Genomic DNA, 20,483 nt, shown 5'->3' on the forward strand with positions numbered 1-20,483 from the left:
GGGGGATTACAGAATCGCGACGGGGTTGATCGGCGAGCCGACCGCCCCCGTGATCGGCAGCGGCGCCGCCGACAGCAGGAAGTCCCAGCGCCCGCGCGCGGCACACGCGTCGGCGAGGGCGTCGAGATTCCACATCTCGCCGATCGTGAGTCCCATGTTCGGGATCACGACCTGGTGCAGCGGCTGGAAGGCCGGAGCGTCGAACTCGTTGGGGCGCACCTCGAAGCCCCACGTGTCGGTGGCGATCGCGGCGATCTCGGTGCGGTGCAGCCACCCGGCCGTGGTCAGCGAGAGGCCGGGCGCCGGTCCGCCGGCGTAGTCGCCCCAGCCGTCGCGGCGGGTGCGGGCGTACTGGCCGGTGCGCACCAGCACGATGTCGCCGCGGCCCACCCGGCTCGACGCGCCCTGCGCGGCGATGGTCGTCTCGAGGTCGGCGACGGTGATGGCGTAGCCATCGGCGAGCTCGCCGGTGTCGGGCGCGAGATGGCGGCCCACGTCGAGCAGCACCCCACGCGAGACGATGACGGATGCCGCGTGCTCGATGCCCGTGACGAGGTCGCCGTCGCTCGTGACGACGTCGCCCGCGCGCCGGCCGTTCCACGCGTTGCCGTGGTCGAAGATGTGGCCGAGCCCGTCCCACTGGGTGGAGCACTGCAGCGGCATCGCGATCACGTCGTCGGCGCCGCCGATGCCGTGCGGGAAGCCCTGGCTGCCGCGCTCGGCGTCGGTGCCGGTGTCGGTCATCGTATGCACCGGGTTGGTGCGCCGGCGCCACCCCTTCTGCGGGCCGTTCGTGTCGAACGCCTGCGCGAGCGAGATCACCTCGCCATCCTGCACGAGCGCAGCGGCCTCGACGCGCTTGGCGGCGTCGATGAGGTTGAGCGTGCCGAGCACGTCGTCCTCACCCCAGCGGCCCCAATTGCGGAACGCCTCGGCGCGCGCGGCGATCTCGGCCGCGGGGTCGGTGCGGTCGAGGTCGGCGGGGTTCTCGCTCGGCGCGCTCATACCGCCGGTCCTTCCGCGAGGCAGCGGACCACCTGCGTCCCGAGGCCCGAGATGGACCCCGTCATGACGTCGCCGTCCCGCAGGAACCTCTTCCAGTGCTGGCCGTTCCCGGGAGGGCTTCCGGTGAGGAGCAGGTCGCCGGGCAGCAGCGCCGTCGTCTGCGACGCGGCGGAGATGAGCGCCGGGATGTCGAAGAGGAGGTCGCTCGTCGATCCGTTCTGCATCGTGTCGCCGTTGAGATCGAGTCGCACCGTGAGGTCCTGCCCCGCCACGAAGGGCGCCGGCACCAGGAAAGGACCGGTCGGAAGGAAGCCGGGGGCGTTCTTGGCGCGGAACCAGTCGGTGCCGATCTCCTTCATGTCCTTGCGGAAGACGAGATCGCGCGTCGTCACGTCGTTGACGATCGTGTAGCCGGCGACGTGAGCGAGCGCATCCTCGCGAGAGACGCGGAACGCCTCGGTGCCGATCACGACGGCGAGCTCGAGCTCCCAGTCGTGCACCTCGCTGTAGCCGGGCAGCACGAGCGGCACGTCGTCGCCGACGACGACGGTGGGCAGCCCGAGGAAGAAGTACGGCTCGCCGTTCGCGCGGCGGTCGTCCATCATCTTGGCCGCGAACTCGCGCGCCTCCTCGGGCGAGCGGGACGGGTCCTGCGTGAGGCCCGCCACGACCAGCTCGATGACGTGCTCGCGATAGTTCGCGCCCGCCTGCACCACCTGGCGCGGCTCGACGGGGGCGGTGAGCACGACGTCGGCGAGCGGCATCCACCCCTCGACAGGCTCGGGGCCCGCCGCAGCACCGGCCAGCGCGCCGAGGCGGTCCCAATCGGGATGCGCCAGGAAGGCGTTGAGGCCCGCGGCCCCGAGATCGTCGTCCGAGACCGCGCGGATGCGGTCGCCGGAGACGAGCCCGAGACGCACGGAATCGCCGTCGCGGAAGCGCGCGAGGGCGAAGGGGGCGGTCAGTCCGTGTGACGACGTCGTCATGTTCTCTCCAGATCCGTGGTTCGGAACGTGGTGCGAGGGTGGGGACGCCTCCGCGGCATCCCCACCCTCGAGCCTGTCAGCCCTGGCCGTGCTTGGCGTAGGGGTTCAGCAGGGCGTCCTTGATCTCGTCGGGAACGCCCTCCTCCGTCGCCGACGGACCGTCGGCGGGCGGGAACGACTCGGTCATCGACATCGGCATCGCGCTGTTGCGGTAGAAGTTGTTCGACCCCTGCGAGGGCTTCCACGTGTTCGCTTCCCAGTCCGGCACGTAGTTGCGGTACCCACCCGTGTTGAGCTCGATGCGCAGGCTCGAGGGCTCCCGGTAGTAGAGGAAGTTCTGCTCGCCGATGCCGTGGATCGACGGGCCGTACTCGATCGGGTAGCCGTTCTCGCCGAGGACGTCGGCGGCGATGAGCAGCTCCTCGCGGGTGTCGACCCAGAAGGCGTAGTGGTTCACGCGGCCGGCGCGGGTGGAGCCGTCGAGGACCACGCCGAGGTCGTGCGACTTCTCGTTCGTCGTGAGCACCGAGAACACCGAGATCGGCGCCTCGTCGAGCTGCGTGCGCGCCATGAAGCGGAAGCCGAGCACGTCGACGTACCACTGGACGAAGGCGTCGACGTCGCTCGTCGCGATCGTGACGTGGTCGAGCTGGCGCGGGGCGCCCGCGACCTTGCTGCGACGCGACGGGCGGTCGGGGTAGATCGACGCGGCATCGCCCTCGGTGTCGTGGTGGCGCGTGACGTCCCAGTGCAGGGTCAGCGTGTGGCCCCAGGGGCCGGTGAACTGGTAGGCACGGCCGATCTTGTGGACGTCGATCCACTCGCCCTGGATGCCGGCGGCCTCGACGCGCTTCGCGGCCTCCTCCAGCGCCTCGGGGCTCGACGTGCGCCACGCGGCGGTCACGAGACCCGGCTCGTCGCCGGGCACGACCACGACCGAGTAGGCGTAGTAGTCGCCCCAGCAGCGGAGGTACACGGCGCCGTCGACGCGGTCGACGACGGTGAGGCCGACCTGCTTGACGTAGAAGTCGACGGATGCTTCGACATCCGGCGACGTGATGGCCACATACGACAGATGCGACAGAAGCTTGATCATCTTCGATCCCTTTCGGTGAGTCATCGGGGTGATCCCGTCAACCACTTTCGCCGAACTCAGGCATATCGAGGAATCCCATATCGCCTATCCCCCGGATCACCGACGTTTATGCGGGAGGTGCCGAAAGCAGCGCCGCGGCGAGCGCGGTGTCATGGCGCAGATCCGCGAGATCGGACAGTGGTTCAGCCGCGCGCACCGCGGCGATCGCACGGCGCAGCGCGACGCGCTCGGGGCTCTCGAAGAGTGCGGGAAGGATGCTTCGACCCGCGGCATCCGTGACGCAGGCGACGGTGTCGAGATCGGCGTCGACCTCGACGCGCGCCTGGGCGATCGAGGTGATCCGCGCGCGGCCGAGGGACGGTGCGCCCGGCTGCGCCGCGGCGACGATCGACACGGCTGAGCCCCGCGCGGATTCGAGGAGAGCGAGCACGCGGCCGCCCCACGACTCCGTCACCCCAGGTGCGAGCGGAGCGCCCGCGATGACCCGCGCCCACCCGATCGCGTCGCGCAACGCCGGACCGAGCGTGCGCGCGGGCGCATGACACTCCACGGCGAGCGCGCCGGGGGCCGGCAGCTTCTGGATCGAGGCGCCCACCGCGGCGACCACGTCGGCGCGGAGCAGCGGGCGCTGGACGATCACGGGGGTTGCACCGGCGAGTGAGACAAGAGCATCGAGCGCTTCGCTCGGGGCGACGGCAGGTTGCGCGACGACGACGGCCGCCGCGCCGGCGGTGATCGCATCCGAGGCCACCGCCCACCACGCGCCGCCCCCCGACACGACGGTGACGGCGCCTTCCATGCCGAGGCTCGCGACCGCGCTCTCGGGCAGCTCGGCCACCGCGATGCGGTAGGCGTCGAGGTCGGTGCGAACGGGCGTCGTCATGCTGCGGCTCCGATCAGCTCTGCCGCGGCCTCTGCCAGCCGCAGCGCGTAGCGTGCGTCGTCGAGCAGTTCGTCGTACTCCACCGGCAGGCCGGCATCGAGCACCTCCGCGAGGGCGCGCCATTCGGCGACGTATCCGTCGCCGGGGTCGTGCGAGTAGATCGTGTCGCGGCCGTCCGCGGCGCGCACGCGCACCCGCGCAGCTCCCGCGTGCACGAACGGCGGCGGGAAGCTCACGTCCAGCCGGTCGGAGGCCGTCGCGACGGCGATGCGCCAGAGCGTGTCGCCGCCGTCCGGGAGCATCACCGTCGTGAGCTGAACCGGGACGCCGCCGGCGACGAAGCCGACCGCGTACCCGAGCGGGGGCAGCGCCCGCGCGAAGACGACGCGCTCGAACCGCGGGACGAGGTCGCGCACGAGCGGCAGATCGTGGATCGCGAGCCCGGTGAGCAGCTGACGCACGACGCCGGCCGCCACCGCGGGTCGCGTGAGGTCGGGGGCGCCTCGTCCACCGGCCGCCGCGGCGGGCAGCTCGGTCACGAGCTCGTGGTACCGCGTGTTGGGCGCCAGCGCGAGCGTGACCGAGATCGACACGACCGGCCCGCCCGACGCGGTGAGGTGATGCTTGGCCCGGCCCCAAGCCGGATCGAAGTAGTGGTTCGTGCCGATGATGAGCGCCGCACCCGCACGCCGGCACGCCTCGACGGCCTCCTCCGCCTCGGCGACCGTCGTGCCGATGGGCTTCTCGCAGAACACCGCGCGCTTGCCGGCCGAGACGGCCGCGATGATCTGCGCCGCGTGCTGGGCGGGAGGACTGCAGATCGCGACGACCTCGACCTCAGGGTCCGCAAGGACCGCCTCGGCTCCGGTCGACGACCGGGCACCGACGCGCGCCGCGAGCGCCGCCGAGCGCCCGCTGCCGCCGTCGGCGATATGCACGACGCGGAAGGCGTCGCTCAACCGCGCGAGCGTCGGGAGATGCAGCACTGCCGCTCCCGGTCCCGCACCGATGATGCCCACACCACGAGCCATGAACGCCTCCTTACTTCGGCTGGAAGCGTACCTAAGTTTGATGTCGTTTGACTATAGATGTCATGATTTCCGCGTTTAACGCGCGGTGTTATGTAAGAATCGACCATGGCCAGAGAGTCCACGCTGCGGTTCGGCGCACAGACCGACGAGATGACGAGCCTTCTCCGGATCGTCAACATGGTTCGCACCGGCGAAGCCGCGACCCGTCCCGAGATCGGCCGCGTGACCGGTCTCGGCCGCGGCGTCGTGACGCAGCGCGTCGACCACGCGATCGAGATGGGCTACCTCGCAGACGGCGAGTTCGGCCCCTCGTCGGGGGGCCGCGCACCGCGCACCCTCCGCTTCCGCGGCGACGCCGGACGCATCGTCGTCTGTGCGCTCGGTGCGCTCCACATCCATGTCGGCGTCGCCCTCCTCGACGGCGACGTGGTCGATCAGGAGCATTCGCCGTGGGACATCGCCCGCGGTCCTGCCGAGACGCTCGACAAGGCCCTGAGCATGATCGACGAGGTGCTCGCGCGCACCCCGGACGTGCCGGTCTGGGGCATCGGCGTGGGCCTGCCCGGCCCGGTGGACTTCGACAGCGGTCGGCCGGTCGCGCCGCCGATCATGCCCGGCTGGAACGGCTTCGACGTGCGGCGCCGCTTCGAGCAGCGCTACGACGCACCCGTCTGGGTCGACAACGACGTGAACCTCCTCACGTTCGGGGAGCGCGCCCGCCGCGACGACGACCGCCTCGACCTGATCTACTGCAAGATCGGCTCCGGCATCGGCGCCGGACTCCTCTCGCACGGCCGCATCCATCGCGGCGTCAACGGCGCCGCCGGCGACATCGGCCACGTGCGGGTGCGCGATTCGGACGCCCTCTGCCGATGCGGCAAGGTCGGATGCCTCGAAGCCGTCGCCGGCGGGTGGGCGATGATCCGCGACGCTCTCGCCGAGATCGAAGCCGGCGCCACCGGCGTGCTCACCACCGCCGTCGCCGACGGCGAGGAGCTCACGCCCGAGCTCATCTCGATCGCGGCCGAGAACGGCGACGCCCTCGCCATCCGGCTCGTGCAGCGCTCGGCCCGGGTCGTCGGCGAGTCGATCGCCGCGCTCGTCAACATGTTCAACCCGTCGGTCATCGTGATCGGCGGCGCCATGGCCGGTGCCGGCGAGCTTCTGCTGGCCGAGGTGCGCCAGCGCGTCTACGAGCTGTCTCTCCCCCTCGCCACGCGCGACCTGACGATCGCGCAGTCCGTCAACGACCGGCGCGAGCCGCTGCGCGGCGGTGTCGAGATGGTGCGCGAGCAGCTCTTCGAGGTCACCTTCCCGCGGTGGTTCAGCGACGGGAGGCCGTCGGTCGTCGCCATCCGCGGGGCACTCGAGGCCGTGGCCTGAGCTCTGTGACAGAGACCCGGAAACTTCTTACGAAAAACGACAAAAGCGTGTAGCTTCCTGTCTGAAGCCGATCCGATCGGCCGGCACAAGGGAGTGAACACGATGGCGTTGCCGCTGCTGCTGGACGATGCGCTCGTCTCGACGGAATCCGGCTTCGCGCTGCGCGTGAGCCTGCCGTGGATCCGGTCGATGCCGCTGGCGGCTGTCACCGATCTCGCGGTCTCGATCGACGGCTCCCCCGTCTCGGTCACCGCCCGGCTCGACGGGCGCGACGTCGCACCGGGCGCCCTCTCCACCGAGCCGGGATGGTGGTTCATCCAGGACCGCCTCGAGCTGCGGGGCGTCGGGATGCTGCCGCCCGGCGCGCACGATGTCTCGGTGTCGTTCGTGCTCGTGGTGCCGTATCTGCAGGCGGGCCCGTCCGGGCCGCTCGCGCTGCCGCTGCGCGCCGATCGTGCGCTCGGCCTCCGGGACGAGGCATCCGTCGCTCGCCGCCCGGTCGCAGACAGGGCGACCCCGGCCGAGCAGGCGGTGCCGGCGGGCGGCGACCTGCCGGGCGAGTGGACCGTCTCAGCCAGCGCGTTCAACTGGACGCCCGAGGTCATCCGCGCAGAGCGCTCCGCGTCCGACATCGCGATCGGCGTGGTCGGCGAGGGTGTCGCCGCGACCATCGAGATCGAGGCCGGGCAGGTGTGGCGCTCGTTCCCGGATCCCTCCGACGCGGAGGTCGACGCGTTCCGCGAGCGCCTGACGGCTGCAGGCGGCGCCGTGACGATCGTCGGCGCGAGCCTCGACGATTGGGCGTCGCCCTCGCGCCGTCGCACGGACGAGGAGCGGCTCGCGTTCCTCGTGCCGCAGCTGCGCGCGGCCGCGCGCCTCGGCGCCCGGGGCGTGCGCGTCCCTTTCGGGCAGACGGGGTCCGAGCTGCTGCGCCTGGCGCAGCCGGTTCTCCACGACCTCGGCGTCGTGCTCTACGAAGAGATCCAGGGGCAGCAGAGCCTCGACGTGCCCGCGAACGCGGCCAACCTCGAGCTGCTCCAGGAGCTCGACGATCCCCGCATCCGGGTGCTGATCGACATCAGCATGCTCATGCCGTCGCTGCCGCCGTCGTACCTCGAAGAGCTGCGCCGGGGTGGTGTCGACGACTCTCTGCTTCACCGTCTCGACACCGCGTGGCGGGCGCCCGAGACCCACGAAGCAGTGATCGCGACGCTCCGCGAGGGACGAGTGCCCCCGTCGGTCCACACGCTCTTCATGAACCTGCTCGTGCGCTTCGGTCGCTCGGAGGTGGCCGACCTCGAACCGCTGCTGCCCCTCACCACCGGCGTGCACCTGAAGTTCTGGGACCTCGACGACGCCGAAGGGCGGGTGTCGCGCCCGATCGGCGACATCGGAGCAGCCCTGCGGCGCACCGGCTTCGCCGGCACACTGACGAGCGAGTGGGGCGGCCACGAGTGGCTGGACGCGGATGCCGCCACGATGACCCGAGCCCACCTGGCGCTCTCGCGCCGCGCGCTGGCCGGAGCATCCGTCAGAGCGTGAGATGCGGTCGTTCGTGCGACAGGCACGCGGCCCGCGGGGCAGCGACTCGAGACCTGTGTCGACCGGAGGAGAAAGACGACATCCCCGGGCACACTGCGGCACGGCATGCTCGATCAGGCGCGCTGGCGCCGCTGCACGAGTACGACGATGGCTCCCGATCCGCGGATCGGGAGCCATCGTCGTGTGTTCAGCGAGGCTGAAGTCCCGCAGCGCGATAGACGTCGTCGACGAGTTCCATCGTGGCCACGGCGTCCTGGGCGCGCAGCGGCGTGGCGGCGCCGGAGCCGAGGACCTCCACGAGGTGCTGCAGCTGCGCCACGTAGCTCGATTCACCATCGACGGCCTTCTCATCGATGAGCACGTCCTCCCCCGCGGTGACGCGCAGCGTGGCGCCCCATTGCGGGACGATCACGCTGGTGGCGTGCAGCGTCGCCGAGGATCCGACGATGTGCAGCGACATCTGCCCCTCGTCGTCGCCCAGGAACGACGCGCGCACCCGCGCGGTGATGCCGTCGTCGAACGACAGCACGAAGTCGGTCTGCAGGTCGACGCGCGGGTCGTCGTCGTACAGCTCGGCCGACGACGAAAGGACGGCAGCCTCACCGAACGCGGCGCGCAGCAGGTCGATGGCATAGCAGCCGACGTCCATCACCGCTCCACCGCCGAGATCTCCGTTCAGCCGGATATTGCCGGGCCCTACGACGAAGTGAGGGATGCTGAAGTCGATCTCGACGTCCTCGATGTCACCGAGCACGCCCGACCGGATGACCTCCAGCAGACGCTGAGTGAACGAGTGGAGCCGATAGTGGAACCCGACGAACGCCGACCGGCGGTTGGCGCGGGCGGCGTCGGCGATCGCGCGCGCGTCCGTGCCGTTGGCCGCGAGCGGCTTCTCGCAGAGCACGTGCTTGCCGGCATCCAGCGCCGCGACCGCCCACCGCGCGTGGACGGTCGGCGGCAGCGCCACGTACACCAGGTCGACGTCGGGGTTCGTCATGACGCTCGCGTAGTCCCCGGCGGCCTCGATGCCGAACCGGTCCGCGAAGGCGCGGGCGCGCTCGGGGTCGCGCGATCCGACCGCGATGACCTGGACGCTCTCGACGAGAGTCGCGGGCTCCACCATGGCCCGCTCGGCGATGCCGCCTGTCCCGAAGATCCCGACGCGCAGCTGTGAAGCTGTCATGCTCACCCCTCCTTGTTGTAGTACGGCCACGGCAGGAAGCGCCGATCGCCGCGACGATCCGGGCCGTTGAGCGTGATCTCGCCGATCGCGGCCCACTCGACGCCCCGCGGGAACATCCGGATGAACTCGATGCGCCGGAACGTGTCGATGTCGTGCCCGATGGTGATCGTGAAGGAACGGCCCTGGCCGTACTCGTTGATCCACGCGATCGGCTGGTCGGTGTTCATGCCGGGCAGCGCCGCGATCCCCTCCGCGGGGATGGCCACCGGGTAGTGCGACATCGGCCACACCGGGGCCTTCTCATAGGCCTCGAGGTCGTCGAAGGTCGTGAGCAGCACCTGCGCGCCATCCAGGATCTCGACGCCGACGAGGATGTCGTCCCCGGTCACCGTCCACGTCTCGTTGATGCCCTCGGTGATCGCGTGGCGCGGATGGACCGTGCGCAACTGCGCTTCGCCCCACGGCCGGGGCCGCAGTCCCCCGGCAACGGTGAGCCGAGAGCCGCGCATGACGTTGTACTCGTCGGGGTAGCCCCAGTCATCCTCCTGAGCGGCGGAGCCGTGGAACCAGACGATGCCCTTGCCGTCGTCGTGGACGAACTTCAGGAGCGCAGCATCCGTCTCCGCCCCGAAGCCGACGGCCTTCTCGTGGTAGCCGTCGCGGCCCTCGAAGACGACGATGACCACGTCGTACTTGTCGATGATCTCGGCGCCCAGACCGCGGGGGGCCTCAACCACTCGGACGCGGAAGCGTCCGGTGTCTTCGAGCAGCGTCGTCAGCCACTGGTTGTGCTGACGGAAGCTGCGGAACTCGTTGTCGTGCTCGCGGGTCATGTGACCCGACAGGATGAGCACGTCAAGGACGTCGGTCATGCGAACACTCCTTCGTGTGGGGCGTGCGAAGGCACGCCGAAGAGGGTCCCGGTGCATCCGGAACCCTGCGGGTCGGGGCCTAGTCGGCCTTGGTCGAGAACGCGGCGTCGAACGCCGCAGCGGGAGGCGTGATCGCGTTGAGCTTGCGCACGAACTCGATCGCCTCAGGGGCTCCGTCCAGCCGGTCCATGCCGGCGTCCTCCCACTCGATGGAGGTGGGCCCGTCGTACCCGATCGCGTTGAGTGCGCGGAACAGCGGCTCCCACGGCACGGCGCCGTGTCCGGTCGATACGAACGTCCAGCCGCGACGAGGGTTCGCCCACGGCAGGTGCGAGCCGAGTACGCCGTTGCGGCCGTCGAGGTTGGTGATCGACTCCTTCACGTGCACATGGAAGATGTGGTCTGCGAAATCGAGGACGAAGGCGACCGGGTCGAGCTGCTGCCACATGAAGTGCGACGGGTCGAAGTTGAGGCCGAAGCTCCGGCGGTGCCGATGGCCTCGAGCGTCGCCTTGGCGGTCCAGTAGTCGTAGGCGATCTCGCTCGGGTGCACCTCGAGGCCGAAGCGCACACCGACCTCTTCGAAGACGTCGAGGATGGGGTTCCACCGGTCGGCGAAGTCCTGGTACCCGGCGGCGATCCACTCGTCGGACGCCGGCGGGAACATCGCGACCGCCTTCCAGATCGACGAACCCGTGAAGCCGTTCACCGTCTTCACGCCCAGCTTCGCGGCGAACCGGGCCGTGTTCTTCATGTCCTCGGCTGCTCGCTGACGCACCCCCTCGGGCTCACCATCGCCCCATACGCGAGGCGGGAGGATGTCCTTGTGCCGCGCGTCGATGGGGTCGTCGCACACGGCCTGACCGGTGAGGTGGTTCGAGATCGCCCACACCTTCAGGCCGTTGCGCTCGAGGATGTCCTTGCGGGACTGCACGTATTCCGCGTCGTCCCACCGGGACACGTCGATGTGGTCGCCCCAGCAGGCGATCTCGAGGCCGTCGAAGCCCCATTCGCCCGCGAGCCGCGCGACCTCCTCGAACGGCAGATCGGCCCACTGGCCGGTGAAGAGGGTGATCGGACGAGGCATCGAAGCTCCTTCGCTTGTTGTCATGAACCTATCCGGCGATGCGCCGGTGGCAGCGGGTCATCCCGCGCTCGTCTCGGCCACGACCGGCGCACCGACGCGCACCCAGCCGGAGTCGCTCTGCGAGCTCTCCTCGACGGCGGCCAGCACGCGCTGCACCGACAGCCCCTCGGCGAACGACGGGTGCGGGTCGGCGCCCTCGCTGATCGCGGTCACGAGGTCCACGACCTGGTGGCTGAACCCGTGCTCGTAGCCGAGCATGTGACCGGCCGGCCACCATGCGGCGACGTACGGATGCTGCGCCTCGGTGACGAGGATCCGGGTGAAGCCCTGGGTGGTCTCGGGTGCGGTGCGGTCGTAGAACCACAGCGTGTTCAGGTCCTCGAGATCGAAGCGAAGGGCGCCCTTGTCGCCCGACACCTCGATCGAGAGGTCGTTCTTGCGTCCGGTGGCGAATCGCGTGGCCTCGAACGAGACCAGGGCGCCGGTGGACAGCCGCCCGGTGAAGATGGCGACGTCGTCCACGGTCACCTCGCCCACGCCGTCTGCCGCGGTCCCGGACAGGCCCGACCCGGACCCCTGCAGCGGACGCTGCTTCACGATCGTGTCGAGCACGCCCGACACCGCGGTCACGTCAAGGCCCGTCACGAACTGCGTCATGTCGATGATGTGGGCGCCGATGTCGCCGAGCGCGCCCGAACCCGCGTGCTCCTTCTGCAAGCGCCAGGCCAGCGGCATCTCAGGGTCGACGAGCCAGTCCTGACGGTATGCCGCGCGCACGTGAGCGATCCTGCCGACCGCGCCCTGTGCGATCAGATCCCGCAGGAACGTCACAGCCGGGACGCGACGGTAGGTGAACCCGACCATCGACCGAACGCCGCGAGCGGCGGCGCGGGCGGCCGCATCCGCCATGGCCTCGGCCTCTTCGACGGTGTTCGCCAGCGGCTTCTCGCAGAGCACGTGCCTGCCCGCCTCCAATGCCGCGATCGCGATCTCTGCGTGCGAGTCGCCGGGCGTCACGATGTCGACGATGTCGATGTCGTCACGGGCGATCACCTCGCGCCAATCCGTCGCCGATTCGGCCCAGCCCCACTGGGCGGCAGCATCCGCCACCGCCTCGGCATTGCGGCCGACGAGGACGGCCATCTCGATGTCGTCCGGCAGGGAGAACACGTGCGGCGCCTGCCGCCACCCGACCGAGTGCGCGGCGCCCATGAACCCGTAGCCGATCATGGCCACCCGGAGCGTCATGCCAGCACCAGTTCCCGCTCCACCGGTACGCGGTTGGTCACATAGCGGCCGGGGCCGCCGTCGACACCCGGCATGATCTGCATGTACAGCAGGCGCATGGTGAGCACGACCTCCACCGTGATCTTCTCACCGGCCTCCGGCACGTCGTCGAGGTGGATGAGCACGTCCGGACGGTCCGCGACGAACCAGAGGGTGTCGGACTGCTCGGGCAGCTCCTCGACACGATATTCGCGGCCGCCGAGAGCGAAGCGGATGTTCTCCGTCGGCACCGGAGCGCCGTCGACGGATGCCGCCACTCCGTCGACCGCCGAGAGCCAGAGGCTGCGGTACCAGGGCAGCTGCACCGAGACGGCCAGCCCGTCGTCGGTGCGCCGGACGTCCTTCTCGGAGAAGAGGGAGTTATGAGTGGCCATGATGTCTCCTAGGCGAAGGTGTCGGTGAAGTGGTCGTGCGGCACCGGCGGAACGGGCTCGAGCTTCTGCACGGTCTCGGGGCTGTAGGGGTGATTCGTCTCCGGCACCGGCTGGTCTGCCGGCGGCATGAAGACGGGCTTGCCGTCGTCGCCGAAGTACATCAGATCGAGGTCGAAGGCGCCCTGGTTCTTCTGGCCGAAGCTCACCCAGTTCTCCTCGAACGGGGCACGGGCGAGCTCGTAGCAGCGGAACTTCCAGAACTTCCACTCGCCGTCCTGCTTCAGGAAGTCGATCGCGTACTTGCACCACACCCAGTGCGCCCAGACCTTCTTGCCGAGCACCTCCTCCGGTGAGTACATGTCGGGGAACGCCTCCGCGACCGTCGGGTCGGTCAGGCCCGACTCCGTACCGGCCATCAGCCACACGCCCTTGGCGGTCTGCCCGTCGCCGGCGACCTCGATGACGGGAGTCGTGGTGGCGTGGAGGATGAGCTTTCCGACCGGGGACGGCCGGTCGCGGTGGTAGCGCGTGACGCTCTCCCACGTGGTGTACTGCCCGGCGTTGGTGTACCGCGCGCGGATGCCCTCGGTACCCTCCTTCACCCAGAGCGGGATGATCTGCTCGTCCTGGAACGCGTTGTGCAGGTACATGTAGCGGTTGAACAGGTTCTCGACCTGGCCCCGGTCCTCCGCGCGCTGGGCGAGGCGCTGGGCGCCCTCGACCTGCTCACGGAGCCGGGCCACCTCGGCGGCCAGTCCGGCGATGGATGCGTCGACGACGGTGTCGGTCATGTCACTCCTTGTGATCGGCTCGTTCTCGTGCGTGCGCGCTCAGGCCGGCTGGCGCTGCGCGACGGTCTCTTCGATGGCACGCCGCATCAGCGTGTGCTGCTTCTTGACCAGATCGATCGGGTCGGACTCGCCGAGGTCGGAGAAGGCGTGACCCTCCCACTCGCTCGAGAGGTAGCCCTGGTAACCGCCCTCCACGAACTGCTTCACGATGCGCGGGATGTCCATCGCGGGCTCTTCGCCGTCGGCGCCGATGTCGTAGAACTTCGCGTGCACGTGGAAGATCTGCGGCATGATGTCGAGCCACTCCTCCGGCGGCACGAGCCCGTGCATGTTGAAGGCGAGGCGGGTGAAGGGACCGAACCTCAGGAAGTCGACTCCTTCGGCAGTGAGGTAGTCCTCGAACTTCTGGTTGCGCACGTGCATCGGCGTGGGCTCGTGCCAGATCTCGTCCATGACCGAGAAGTGCTTCTCGTCCATGCCCATCTGGCTGAGCGTGCGCAGCAGGGTCGGCGAGAGCGAGTGCATCGTCGACGAGAAGTCCGCGGTGAAGCCCAGGCGATCCGACTGCAGCTCGTCGTACATCTCGCGCATCTGCAGCACGTGGGGGTCATTCGGCCCGGAGGGCGCGTGGATCTCGTACCCGAGCTTCTGGTCGTACTTCTCGGCGAGCGGCAGGAGACTGCGCAGCAGCTCCTTGCCGTGAGAGCGGATGACGACCCTCTTGAAGCCGAGGGTGTGCGCGGTCTTCAGCTGGCGCGCCAGGAACTCGTGCTCCTCGTCGGGTGTCATGTCGCGGTCCTTGCGACGACCCATGTCGAGGTTGGTGCCGACCGCGCTCGGTTCGAGGCCGAACCGCTCGATCGAGTCGAACCAGAGCTTGACGAACGCGTCGTCGACGTCGGGGTAGGTGCGCAGCAGCTGCGCGATGTTGAACTCGATGCCGGGGCCGATGCCCTCTTCGGCGACCGCGGCGATCAGTGTCTCGGGCGTATAGAGGCCCGCCGCGAACTCGCTCGTCATCGAATACAGCGTGGTGCCCAGCTTGATGCCGGTGCCGGCGATTCCGTCGCTCATGCGTGTGCTCCTTCGGTGTTGGGCAGCCAGGCTCCGAGCTGCGTGCGGGCCTCGGCGAGGTCCGTGATCATCCGTGAACCGGCCGCCTCGGCGGCCGAGCGCTGCACAGCCTGCTCGTCCGAGATGATGTCGAACGGGGACTGCCAGTAGTTCCAGTGCCAGCCTTCGTACTCGCTGGAGATGGCCCCGTTGTACCCGTTCTCCACGAGCAGCTTCACGAGGTCGCGCACCGGGACCGATGGCTCTTCGCCGTTCTCGTCGATGCCGAAGAACTTGCCGTGCACGTGCTTGATCCACGGCGCGATCGTGCGCCAGTCATCCACGCGAGCCGGACCGAACAGGCCCGTGCCGTTGATGCCGAAGTCGATCCCGAGGTCGGGGCGACCGTGGCGCGCAGCGAGTCCGATGAATGAGCCGAAGCGCTGGCCGTGGTCGGCCTGATCGGCCGGCGGGCCCTGCTCGTAATAGGTGTTCCAGAGGTCGACGACCTGTCCGAGCAGCTCTTCGGACGCACCGCGGCGACGGTAGGCCTCGATCAGCGACGGGGCGAAGCCGCTGACGGTGGCGCCCCAGTCCATCGTGAATCCGAGGAACGGCGAGCCGACCTTCTCGTAGCGGTCGCGCAGCGCGAGGATCCGCGGGTGCGAGGCGTACTGGTCGGCGTGCACCTCGAGGGCGAGGGTGACCCCGTGCGCCTCCGCGATGGGGGCCAGAGCCTCCATCGAGTCCGGTTCGATCGAGATCTGCACACGCGCGATCGGGAAGCCGAGCTTCGCGGCCGCCTTGATCTGCAGGGTCATGTACTCGATCAGCTCGTCCTGGTTCAGCAGGCGATCACGGTGGATGCCGATGTCGGCGTTGACGGCGAGCGAGGTCGTCACGAGCCCGACTTCGTGGATCAGATCGCGGAACCAGCCCGCGTACGCATCGTCGATCGCGGGGAAGCCGCGGAAGCTGGAGAAGCCGATGATCTCGAGGCCCGGTCCGAACCCGTCCGCCGCCGTCTTGCGGATGAGTCCCTCGAGGTCGTACTCCCGGCCATGGAACGCCCGGGTGAAGCTGTACAGGGTCACGCCCTGGATCGGAGTGCCGAGCGCGGTCATGCCGCCACCGCCTTCATGGTCTTGGTGTTCTTCTCGTCGATGTGCAAGGTCTCGGTGTCGGAGATGATGATGTACGGGATGTAGAGGGTGAGCCCGACCGTCACCTCGTGCTCGGCGTCCGCCTCGATGTCGAGGTCTCCCGAGAGCACGGCCGAATCCGTCGGGAACCACCACTCGTCGATGTTCGTGCGCAGCTCGTCGAACGTGAACTCAGCGCCGTTCATCTCCCAGCGCAGCGACTCCGCGGGGGCGGTCTTGCCGTCGATCGTCAGCTCTGCGCCGGCGATGCAGGACCCCGGCAGGGCCCGGTACCAGGGCAGCCGGACCTCGACCGCGGCACGCGGTCCGTCGGTCCGCAGCGTGCCCTGCTCGATGATGCGATCGGGGATCACAGTTCTCTCCTGACTACTTTGTCTTAGTTTCTACACTGTAATGTCTGAATCAGACAGAAGCAAGATCTGCGGTGATCTCATCGGCGATATGCCGTGCACCGCGGACCGCCAGCGCGACGCCCGTGAGCGTCGGGTTGCAGGCCGTGGCCGTCGGGATGACGCCGTTGCCCGCGACGAAGAGCCCGGGCGCTCCCCAGACTTCGCTGTCGGGCGAGCACACGCTCGCGCCGTCGTCGGCCAGACCCATGCGAACGGTGCCCTGATAGTGCAGCGACGCTCCGAGCGGCATCACGAACGGGCGGTCGTCGAGGGGGTCGCCGATCGCCTTCCCCAGGCGCACGATCTCGGCCTTGGCCCGGTCGATCGTCGCGTGGTCGCGGTCGCTCAGCGTGTAGTGCAGCTGCATCGCGGGCATCCCGTAACCGTCGACATCGCTGTCCGAGAACGCCACGCGGTCCGAGGCCTGGAGGTCCTTCGCGCAGAACAGCCCCAGCCCCACGATCGAGCCCGGCGCCGCAGGGTCGTCGTCGGCGAGCTTCACCGGAGACGCGTCGAGCTGCATGACCTGGCCGTGGAAGGGCATCTCGTCGGTGAACGGCACCCACGTCACCCCGGTGTATTCGCTCAGGCCGGTCTGCGGGACACCGTCCGCATCGACCACGGGGGTGAAGTCGCGCATGCGCACGGCGAACACGATCTGCGCCTGGTCGTTGAGATACCGGCCGAGGGCATCGGGACGGATGCCGGAGGCCCAGAGCAGCTGCGGCGTCCGCAGCGCGTCGGCGGCGACCACGACGAAGCGGGCGCGCACATCGCGCCGTTCTCCCGTCCGGACGTCCGTGACGACCACGCCGGCGGCCCGGCCGTCCTCGACCAGCACGCGGGTCACGAGGGACTCGTCGAACAGCGTGAAGTTCGGGTTTCCGCGGGTGATGTCTCCGAGAACGACATCCGAACCCGACCACACCAGCGGCCCGTCGTCGCGGCGATGCACCGCGAGCGGCATCCGCTGCACGCGCTCATCCGCATCCCGATGAGCGTCCTCCACCGCGGCGAGCCGCTCGCGCACGATCCCCGCATAAGGTGACGCATCGAACGCGTCGGTGGTGACCCCGAGCAGTCGCTCCCCCTCCGAGAGCAGCTCGTCGAGCTCGCCCGTCTCGTCGAGGAAGCCGATGCGCTCGCTGTCATTCGGCCGGGGGCAGGCCCCCGTCCAGTGCGCGGCCATGCCTCCGACGTTGCTCGAGAACGCAGCGACCGGCAGACCGTCCTCGCCGTCCGCCTGATAGCCGGACTCGAGCAGGTAGGTGCCCGGGCGCGCGCGCCGCTGGGCGGACTTCACGATGCCGCCGACACGGTCGTCGTCCTCGCGAGCGTGCGGCCCCTCCGACCGGCGCTGAGCGTGGGCACGCTCGTCGGCGTCCGCGATGTTCTTCACGTGCGCCCCCGGCGGGTCCGACACGGTGGGGCCGACCTCGAACATCGCGATGGTCGCCGATGACGCCCGCTCGCTCAGGATTCGGGCATAGGCCGCGCCGGCCGGGCCGCTGCCGACGATCGCGACGTCGACCTGCGCGGGGTATACGCGGGTGCTCATGCCGAGGCCGCCAAGGCGGCGATGTGCTTCACCGACTCCGCCGACGCCGTCTGCGGGTAGTACTCGAGCCCGATCGGGCCGTCGTAGCCGCTCGCACGAAGGATGCGAAGGCGCTCGGGCCAGTCGAGGTCGCCAGTACCGGGCTCACCCCTCCCGGGCGCGTCCGCGAGCTGCACGTACCTGATCAGGTCGCCGCCGTTGGCGAGCTCCGCTTCCATGTCCTCGCCCTCGACGGCCGAGTGGTAGATGTCGTACAGCACGCCGAAGAACGGCGAGTCGACGCCGCGCGCGACATAGACGCCCTCGCTCGTGCGGTCCAGGAGCGATCCGGGGTGATCGACCCGCACGTTGACGGGCTCGAGCACGAGCGTGATGCCCGAGCCGTCGATCTGCGCGATGGCCTTCTGGTAGATCTCGATGAGCTTGTCGAGCTGCACCTGGCGCTTCCAGCCGCCGAAGCCGGTTCCGCTGCCGACCACCAGGCGGGGTGTCCCGAGGAAGTGCGCGATCTCGACGCCCTCGTCGAGCTTGCGGAAGAACTCCGAGTGATCCCACGGCGGGATCATGAACTGCGTGCGCGGCTCCGAAAGCTGCGCGGTCAGCTGCGTGCCGGTCTCTTCGAGCGCGGCCTTGAGAGCGGGAAGGTCCTTGGGCGTCGACGGCGCGTCGACGCCTGTCGGCCCCCACATCTCGACGGCGTCGAAGCCGGCGGCCGCCGCCGCGCGCACGCGGTCGTGGTAATCGCCCGCCTCGGTGAAGAGGAGTTCGATGTTGGGTGCGAGCTGATACATGTGGTCTCCGTCGGAGGTCGGAACAAGGTGGTCGTGGGCGGCATGCACCGGAACCCGCTGACGCGGGCACCTGCGCTCGACGATCCGGCCGCTCTCGAATCGAGTCGGATCCCGGCGGCTAGCCCTTCAGGCCGCCGGCGAAGCCCTGGATGAACTTCTTCTGGGCGGCCATGTAGAAGATCAGGATGGGGATCATCGAGATGATCACCACCGCGAAGATCTTGTTCCAGGCCGAGACGAGCCCGCCGACGTACGTGTACATCGCGACCGGCAGCGTCTGGGTGGTGGAGCCGCCGAGGAAGATCAGCGAGTTGAAGAAGTCGTTCCAGACGATCAGGCCCGCGAGGATCGCGACCGTGCCGGTCGCCGGAGCCATCAGCGGCAGCACCACGCGGAAGAACGCCTGCGTCGGCGAGGCCCCGTCGATCACGGCGGCCTCCTCGTACTCGGTCGTGAGCCCCCGGAAGAAGCTGGCATAGAGGAAGACGGAGAGCGGAAGCAGGATGCCGATCCACAGCAGGATCATTCCGAGGGCGTTGCCGGTGAGCCCGACGGTGCGCGCGCCGATGTACAGCGGGACGGTGCCGAGCTGCGCGGGCAGGATGATCGCGATGAGCACGAGGTAGAAGGTGACGTTCGTCCACGCCCGGGTGCGACGGGTGATCACGTACGCGGCGACCGAGCCGAAGAGCACGAGACCGGCGATGGCGCCTGCGGTGATGATGGCGCTGTTCAGAATCGCCATCGGGATGCTGTCGCGCCCACCCGTGGTCAGCACCTCGATGAAGGCACCGAAGTCGAGCGATGTGGTCGGAGCGACCGCACTGGTCGTGAAGGCCTCCTTGTCGGACTTCAGGGCCGTGTTGATCAGGAAGTAGAAGGGCAGCAGGCCGATCAGCGCGACGATCCAGATGAGGACTTCGCGGAGTGCCGTGAGCTTGGTGTACCGGAACATGGATCAGGCCTTTCGCGCGGCGTCGCGGTCGCGGGTCGCGTACTGCTGGAGGATGGCGAAGACGAGGATGATGACGGTCAGCACGAGGGCGAGCGCCGAGCCGAATCCGAACTGGCCGAGCGAGAACGCCTGTTTGTAGACCTGCGTGGCGAGAGTCTCGGTCGCCCCCGCCGGCCCTCCGCCGGTGAGCGCGAGGATCTGGTCGAAGATCCGCAGGCCCTGGATGATGCCGAGTGTCGACGCGATCGCGATCGAGGGGCGGATGCCGGGAACCGTCACGCGCCAGAAGCGCTTGAAGATCCCGGCGCCGTCCAATGCAGCCGCCTCTTCGAGCTCGACCGGCACCGACGCGAGACCGGCGAGGTAGATGACCATGACGAAGCCCGTCTGCTGCCAGACGACCGTGAGCAGGATCGCCCAGATCGACCACGTGGGGTCTGCGAGCCAGACCTTCTGCAGTTCAGGCAGTCCGATCGCCGCGAGGAACCCGTTGAGCGGCCCGTTGAACTGGAAGATGAACTTCCAGACATACGCGACGGCGAGCGGGCTCAGCACGACAGGCATGAAGAGGAGCGTGCGGAGGATGTAGCGGGTCTTGAGGGTGCGATTTATCGCGAGCGCGAACCCGAGGCCCAGGATGTTCGTGAGGATCACCGAGCCGAACGCGAGGAACAGCGTGTTCCAGACGGCGCCCACCAGGAGCGGGTCGTTGAAGATGCGCACGAAGTTGTCGAGCCCGACGAACTCCCAGTCGCCGAGGCCCGTCCAGTTCGTGAAGGCGAAGAAGCCGCCTGTCAGTGTCGCCGCGTAGTGCACGAAGACGACCATGATGATGGCCGGCACCGCCCACCACCAATGGCCGAAGCTGATCAGCGGCTTGCGGCCGCGAGGACGCGGAGTGCGCCGCGCTCCGGGAGGCACGGTGAGTGTGCGAGTGGCATCCTTCTCGATCGTCACTGTCATCTGCTCTCTGACCTCGTCGTCACGCGCCCTCGTCGGCGCCTGAGAAGACCCTCCCACACTTGTGTCGAAAGCACACATTAGTATCAGCG

Annotated in this window: 19 protein-coding genes and 1 pseudogene; 2 read left to right on the top strand and 18 right to left on the bottom strand. The window is 69.1% G+C overall.

The features are described 5' to 3' along the window. Nucleotides 1-6: 6 nt before the first annotated feature. From J2Y46_RS02795 to J2Y46_RS02815, 5 genes are all read right to left on the bottom strand, one after another. Nucleotides 7-1,005 carry a cyclase family protein gene (locus J2Y46_RS02795; protein WP_310240074.1) on the bottom strand — a complete coding sequence of 333 codons (999 nt, stop codon included), beginning with the start codon at nucleotides 1,003-1,005 and terminating at the stop codon, nucleotides 7-9. Then, nucleotides 1,002-1,991, bottom strand: coding sequence for a fumarylacetoacetate hydrolase family protein (locus J2Y46_RS02800; RefSeq protein ID WP_045298582.1), 990 nt, complete (start codon nucleotides 1,989-1,991; stop codon nucleotides 1,002-1,004). Before J2Y46_RS02800 ends, J2Y46_RS02795 begins: the two co-directional genes overlap by 4 nt. A gap of 76 nt (nucleotides 1,992-2,067) precedes the next feature. Next, nucleotides 2,068-3,087, bottom strand: a complete 1,020-nt coding sequence (locus J2Y46_RS02805; RefSeq protein ID WP_045298584.1) for a VOC family protein — start codon at nucleotides 3,085-3,087, stop codon at nucleotides 2,068-2,070. Between the two features lie 106 nt (nucleotides 3,088-3,193). Beyond that, complete coding sequence (locus J2Y46_RS02810) at nucleotides 3,194-3,970, bottom strand: hypothetical protein (protein WP_310240079.1); 777 nt, start codon at nucleotides 3,968-3,970, stop codon at nucleotides 3,194-3,196. Then, the gene (locus tag J2Y46_RS02815; protein ID WP_310240080.1) at nucleotides 3,967-5,001 is read right to left on the bottom strand and encodes a Gfo/Idh/MocA family oxidoreductase; all 1,035 of its coding nucleotides are present in this window, start codon (nucleotides 4,999-5,001) and stop codon (nucleotides 3,967-3,969) included. The genes J2Y46_RS02810 and J2Y46_RS02815 overlap by 4 nt, the downstream gene beginning before the upstream one ends. Before the next feature lie 105 nt (nucleotides 5,002-5,106). Between J2Y46_RS02815 and J2Y46_RS02820 the strand changes: the two genes are divergently transcribed. Further along, nucleotides 5,107-6,384, top strand: a complete 1,278-nt coding sequence (locus tag J2Y46_RS02820) for an ROK family protein (RefSeq protein WP_045298591.1) — start codon at nucleotides 5,107-5,109, stop codon at nucleotides 6,382-6,384. Nucleotides 6,385-6,486: 102 nt separating this feature from the next. Next, a complete protein-coding gene (locus tag J2Y46_RS02825; protein ID WP_310240082.1) occupies nucleotides 6,487-7,926 on the top strand; it encodes a hypothetical protein in 1,440 nt (479 codons plus the stop codon). A gap of 187 nt (nucleotides 7,927-8,113) precedes the next feature. Here J2Y46_RS02825 and J2Y46_RS02830 read toward each other — a convergent pair whose 3' ends face one another. The 13 genes and pseudogenes from J2Y46_RS02830 to J2Y46_RS02890 all read right to left on the bottom strand — a co-directional run bounded on the left by J2Y46_RS02830 (nucleotide 8,114) and on the right by J2Y46_RS02890 (nucleotide 20,394). Next, nucleotides 8,114-9,109, bottom strand: a complete 996-nt coding sequence (locus tag J2Y46_RS02830; protein ID WP_310240084.1) for a Gfo/Idh/MocA family oxidoreductase — start codon at nucleotides 9,107-9,109, stop codon at nucleotides 8,114-8,116. A 2-nt stretch (nucleotides 9,110-9,111) separates the two neighbouring features. Beyond that, nucleotides 9,112-9,981, bottom strand: a complete 870-nt coding sequence (locus tag J2Y46_RS02835) for a ThuA domain-containing protein (protein ID WP_310240085.1) — start codon at nucleotides 9,979-9,981, stop codon at nucleotides 9,112-9,114. 79 nt (nucleotides 9,982-10,060) lie between these two features. Next, nucleotides 10,061-11,067, bottom strand: a pseudogene (locus J2Y46_RS02840) (sugar phosphate isomerase/epimerase family protein). A 57-nt stretch (nucleotides 11,068-11,124) separates the two neighbouring features. Then, nucleotides 11,125-12,315, bottom strand: coding sequence for a Gfo/Idh/MocA family oxidoreductase (locus J2Y46_RS02845; protein WP_310240087.1), 1,191 nt, complete (start codon nucleotides 12,313-12,315; stop codon nucleotides 11,125-11,127). Continuing rightward, nucleotides 12,312-12,728 (bottom strand): DUF6379 domain-containing protein, encoded by a 417-nt coding sequence (locus J2Y46_RS02850; RefSeq protein ID WP_310240089.1) that lies wholly within the window; start codon nucleotides 12,726-12,728, stop codon nucleotides 12,312-12,314. Before J2Y46_RS02850 ends, J2Y46_RS02845 begins: the two co-directional genes overlap by 4 nt. 8 nt (nucleotides 12,729-12,736) lie before the next feature. Then, on the bottom strand, nucleotides 12,737-13,519 hold the full coding sequence (locus J2Y46_RS02855; protein ID WP_045298602.1) for a nuclear transport factor 2 family protein: 783 nt from the start codon (nucleotides 13,517-13,519) through the stop codon (nucleotides 12,737-12,739). Nucleotides 13,520-13,558: 39 nt separating this feature from the next. Beyond that, the gene (locus J2Y46_RS02860) at nucleotides 13,559-14,593 is read right to left on the bottom strand and encodes a sugar phosphate isomerase/epimerase (protein WP_045298604.1); all 1,035 of its coding nucleotides are present in this window, start codon (nucleotides 14,591-14,593) and stop codon (nucleotides 13,559-13,561) included. Next, complete coding sequence (locus J2Y46_RS02865) at nucleotides 14,590-15,696, bottom strand: TIM barrel protein (protein ID WP_310240090.1); 1,107 nt, start codon at nucleotides 15,694-15,696, stop codon at nucleotides 14,590-14,592. The genes J2Y46_RS02860 and J2Y46_RS02865 overlap by 4 nt, the downstream gene beginning before the upstream one ends. Further along, a complete protein-coding gene (locus J2Y46_RS02870) occupies nucleotides 15,693-16,088 on the bottom strand; it encodes a DUF6379 domain-containing protein (protein ID WP_045298609.1) in 396 nt (131 codons plus the stop codon). Before J2Y46_RS02870 ends, J2Y46_RS02865 begins: the two co-directional genes overlap by 4 nt. 49 nt (nucleotides 16,089-16,137) lie before the next feature. Beyond that, nucleotides 16,138-17,685 (bottom strand): GMC oxidoreductase, encoded by a 1,548-nt coding sequence (locus tag J2Y46_RS02875; protein WP_310240093.1) that lies wholly within the window; start codon nucleotides 17,683-17,685, stop codon nucleotides 16,138-16,140. Beyond that, nucleotides 17,682-18,476: a TIM barrel protein gene (locus J2Y46_RS02880; protein ID WP_045298613.1), complete on the bottom strand. Its 795-nt coding sequence runs from the start codon at nucleotides 18,474-18,476 to the stop codon at nucleotides 17,682-17,684. The genes J2Y46_RS02875 and J2Y46_RS02880 overlap by 4 nt, the downstream gene beginning before the upstream one ends. Nucleotides 18,477-18,594: 118 nt before the next feature. Continuing rightward, nucleotides 18,595-19,431: a carbohydrate ABC transporter permease gene (locus tag J2Y46_RS02885; RefSeq protein ID WP_045298615.1), complete on the bottom strand. Its 837-nt coding sequence runs from the start codon at nucleotides 19,429-19,431 to the stop codon at nucleotides 18,595-18,597. A gap of 3 nt (nucleotides 19,432-19,434) precedes the next feature. Continuing rightward, nucleotides 19,435-20,394: a sugar ABC transporter permease gene (locus J2Y46_RS02890; RefSeq protein ID WP_310240095.1), complete on the bottom strand. Its 960-nt coding sequence runs from the start codon at nucleotides 20,392-20,394 to the stop codon at nucleotides 19,435-19,437. Between the last annotated feature and the right edge of the window lie 89 nt (nucleotides 20,395-20,483).

Source organism: Microbacterium sp. BE35, from assembly GCF_031457705.1.
Classification (GTDB): domain Bacteria; phylum Actinomycetota; class Actinomycetes; order Actinomycetales; family Microbacteriaceae; genus Microbacterium; species Microbacterium trichothecenolyticum.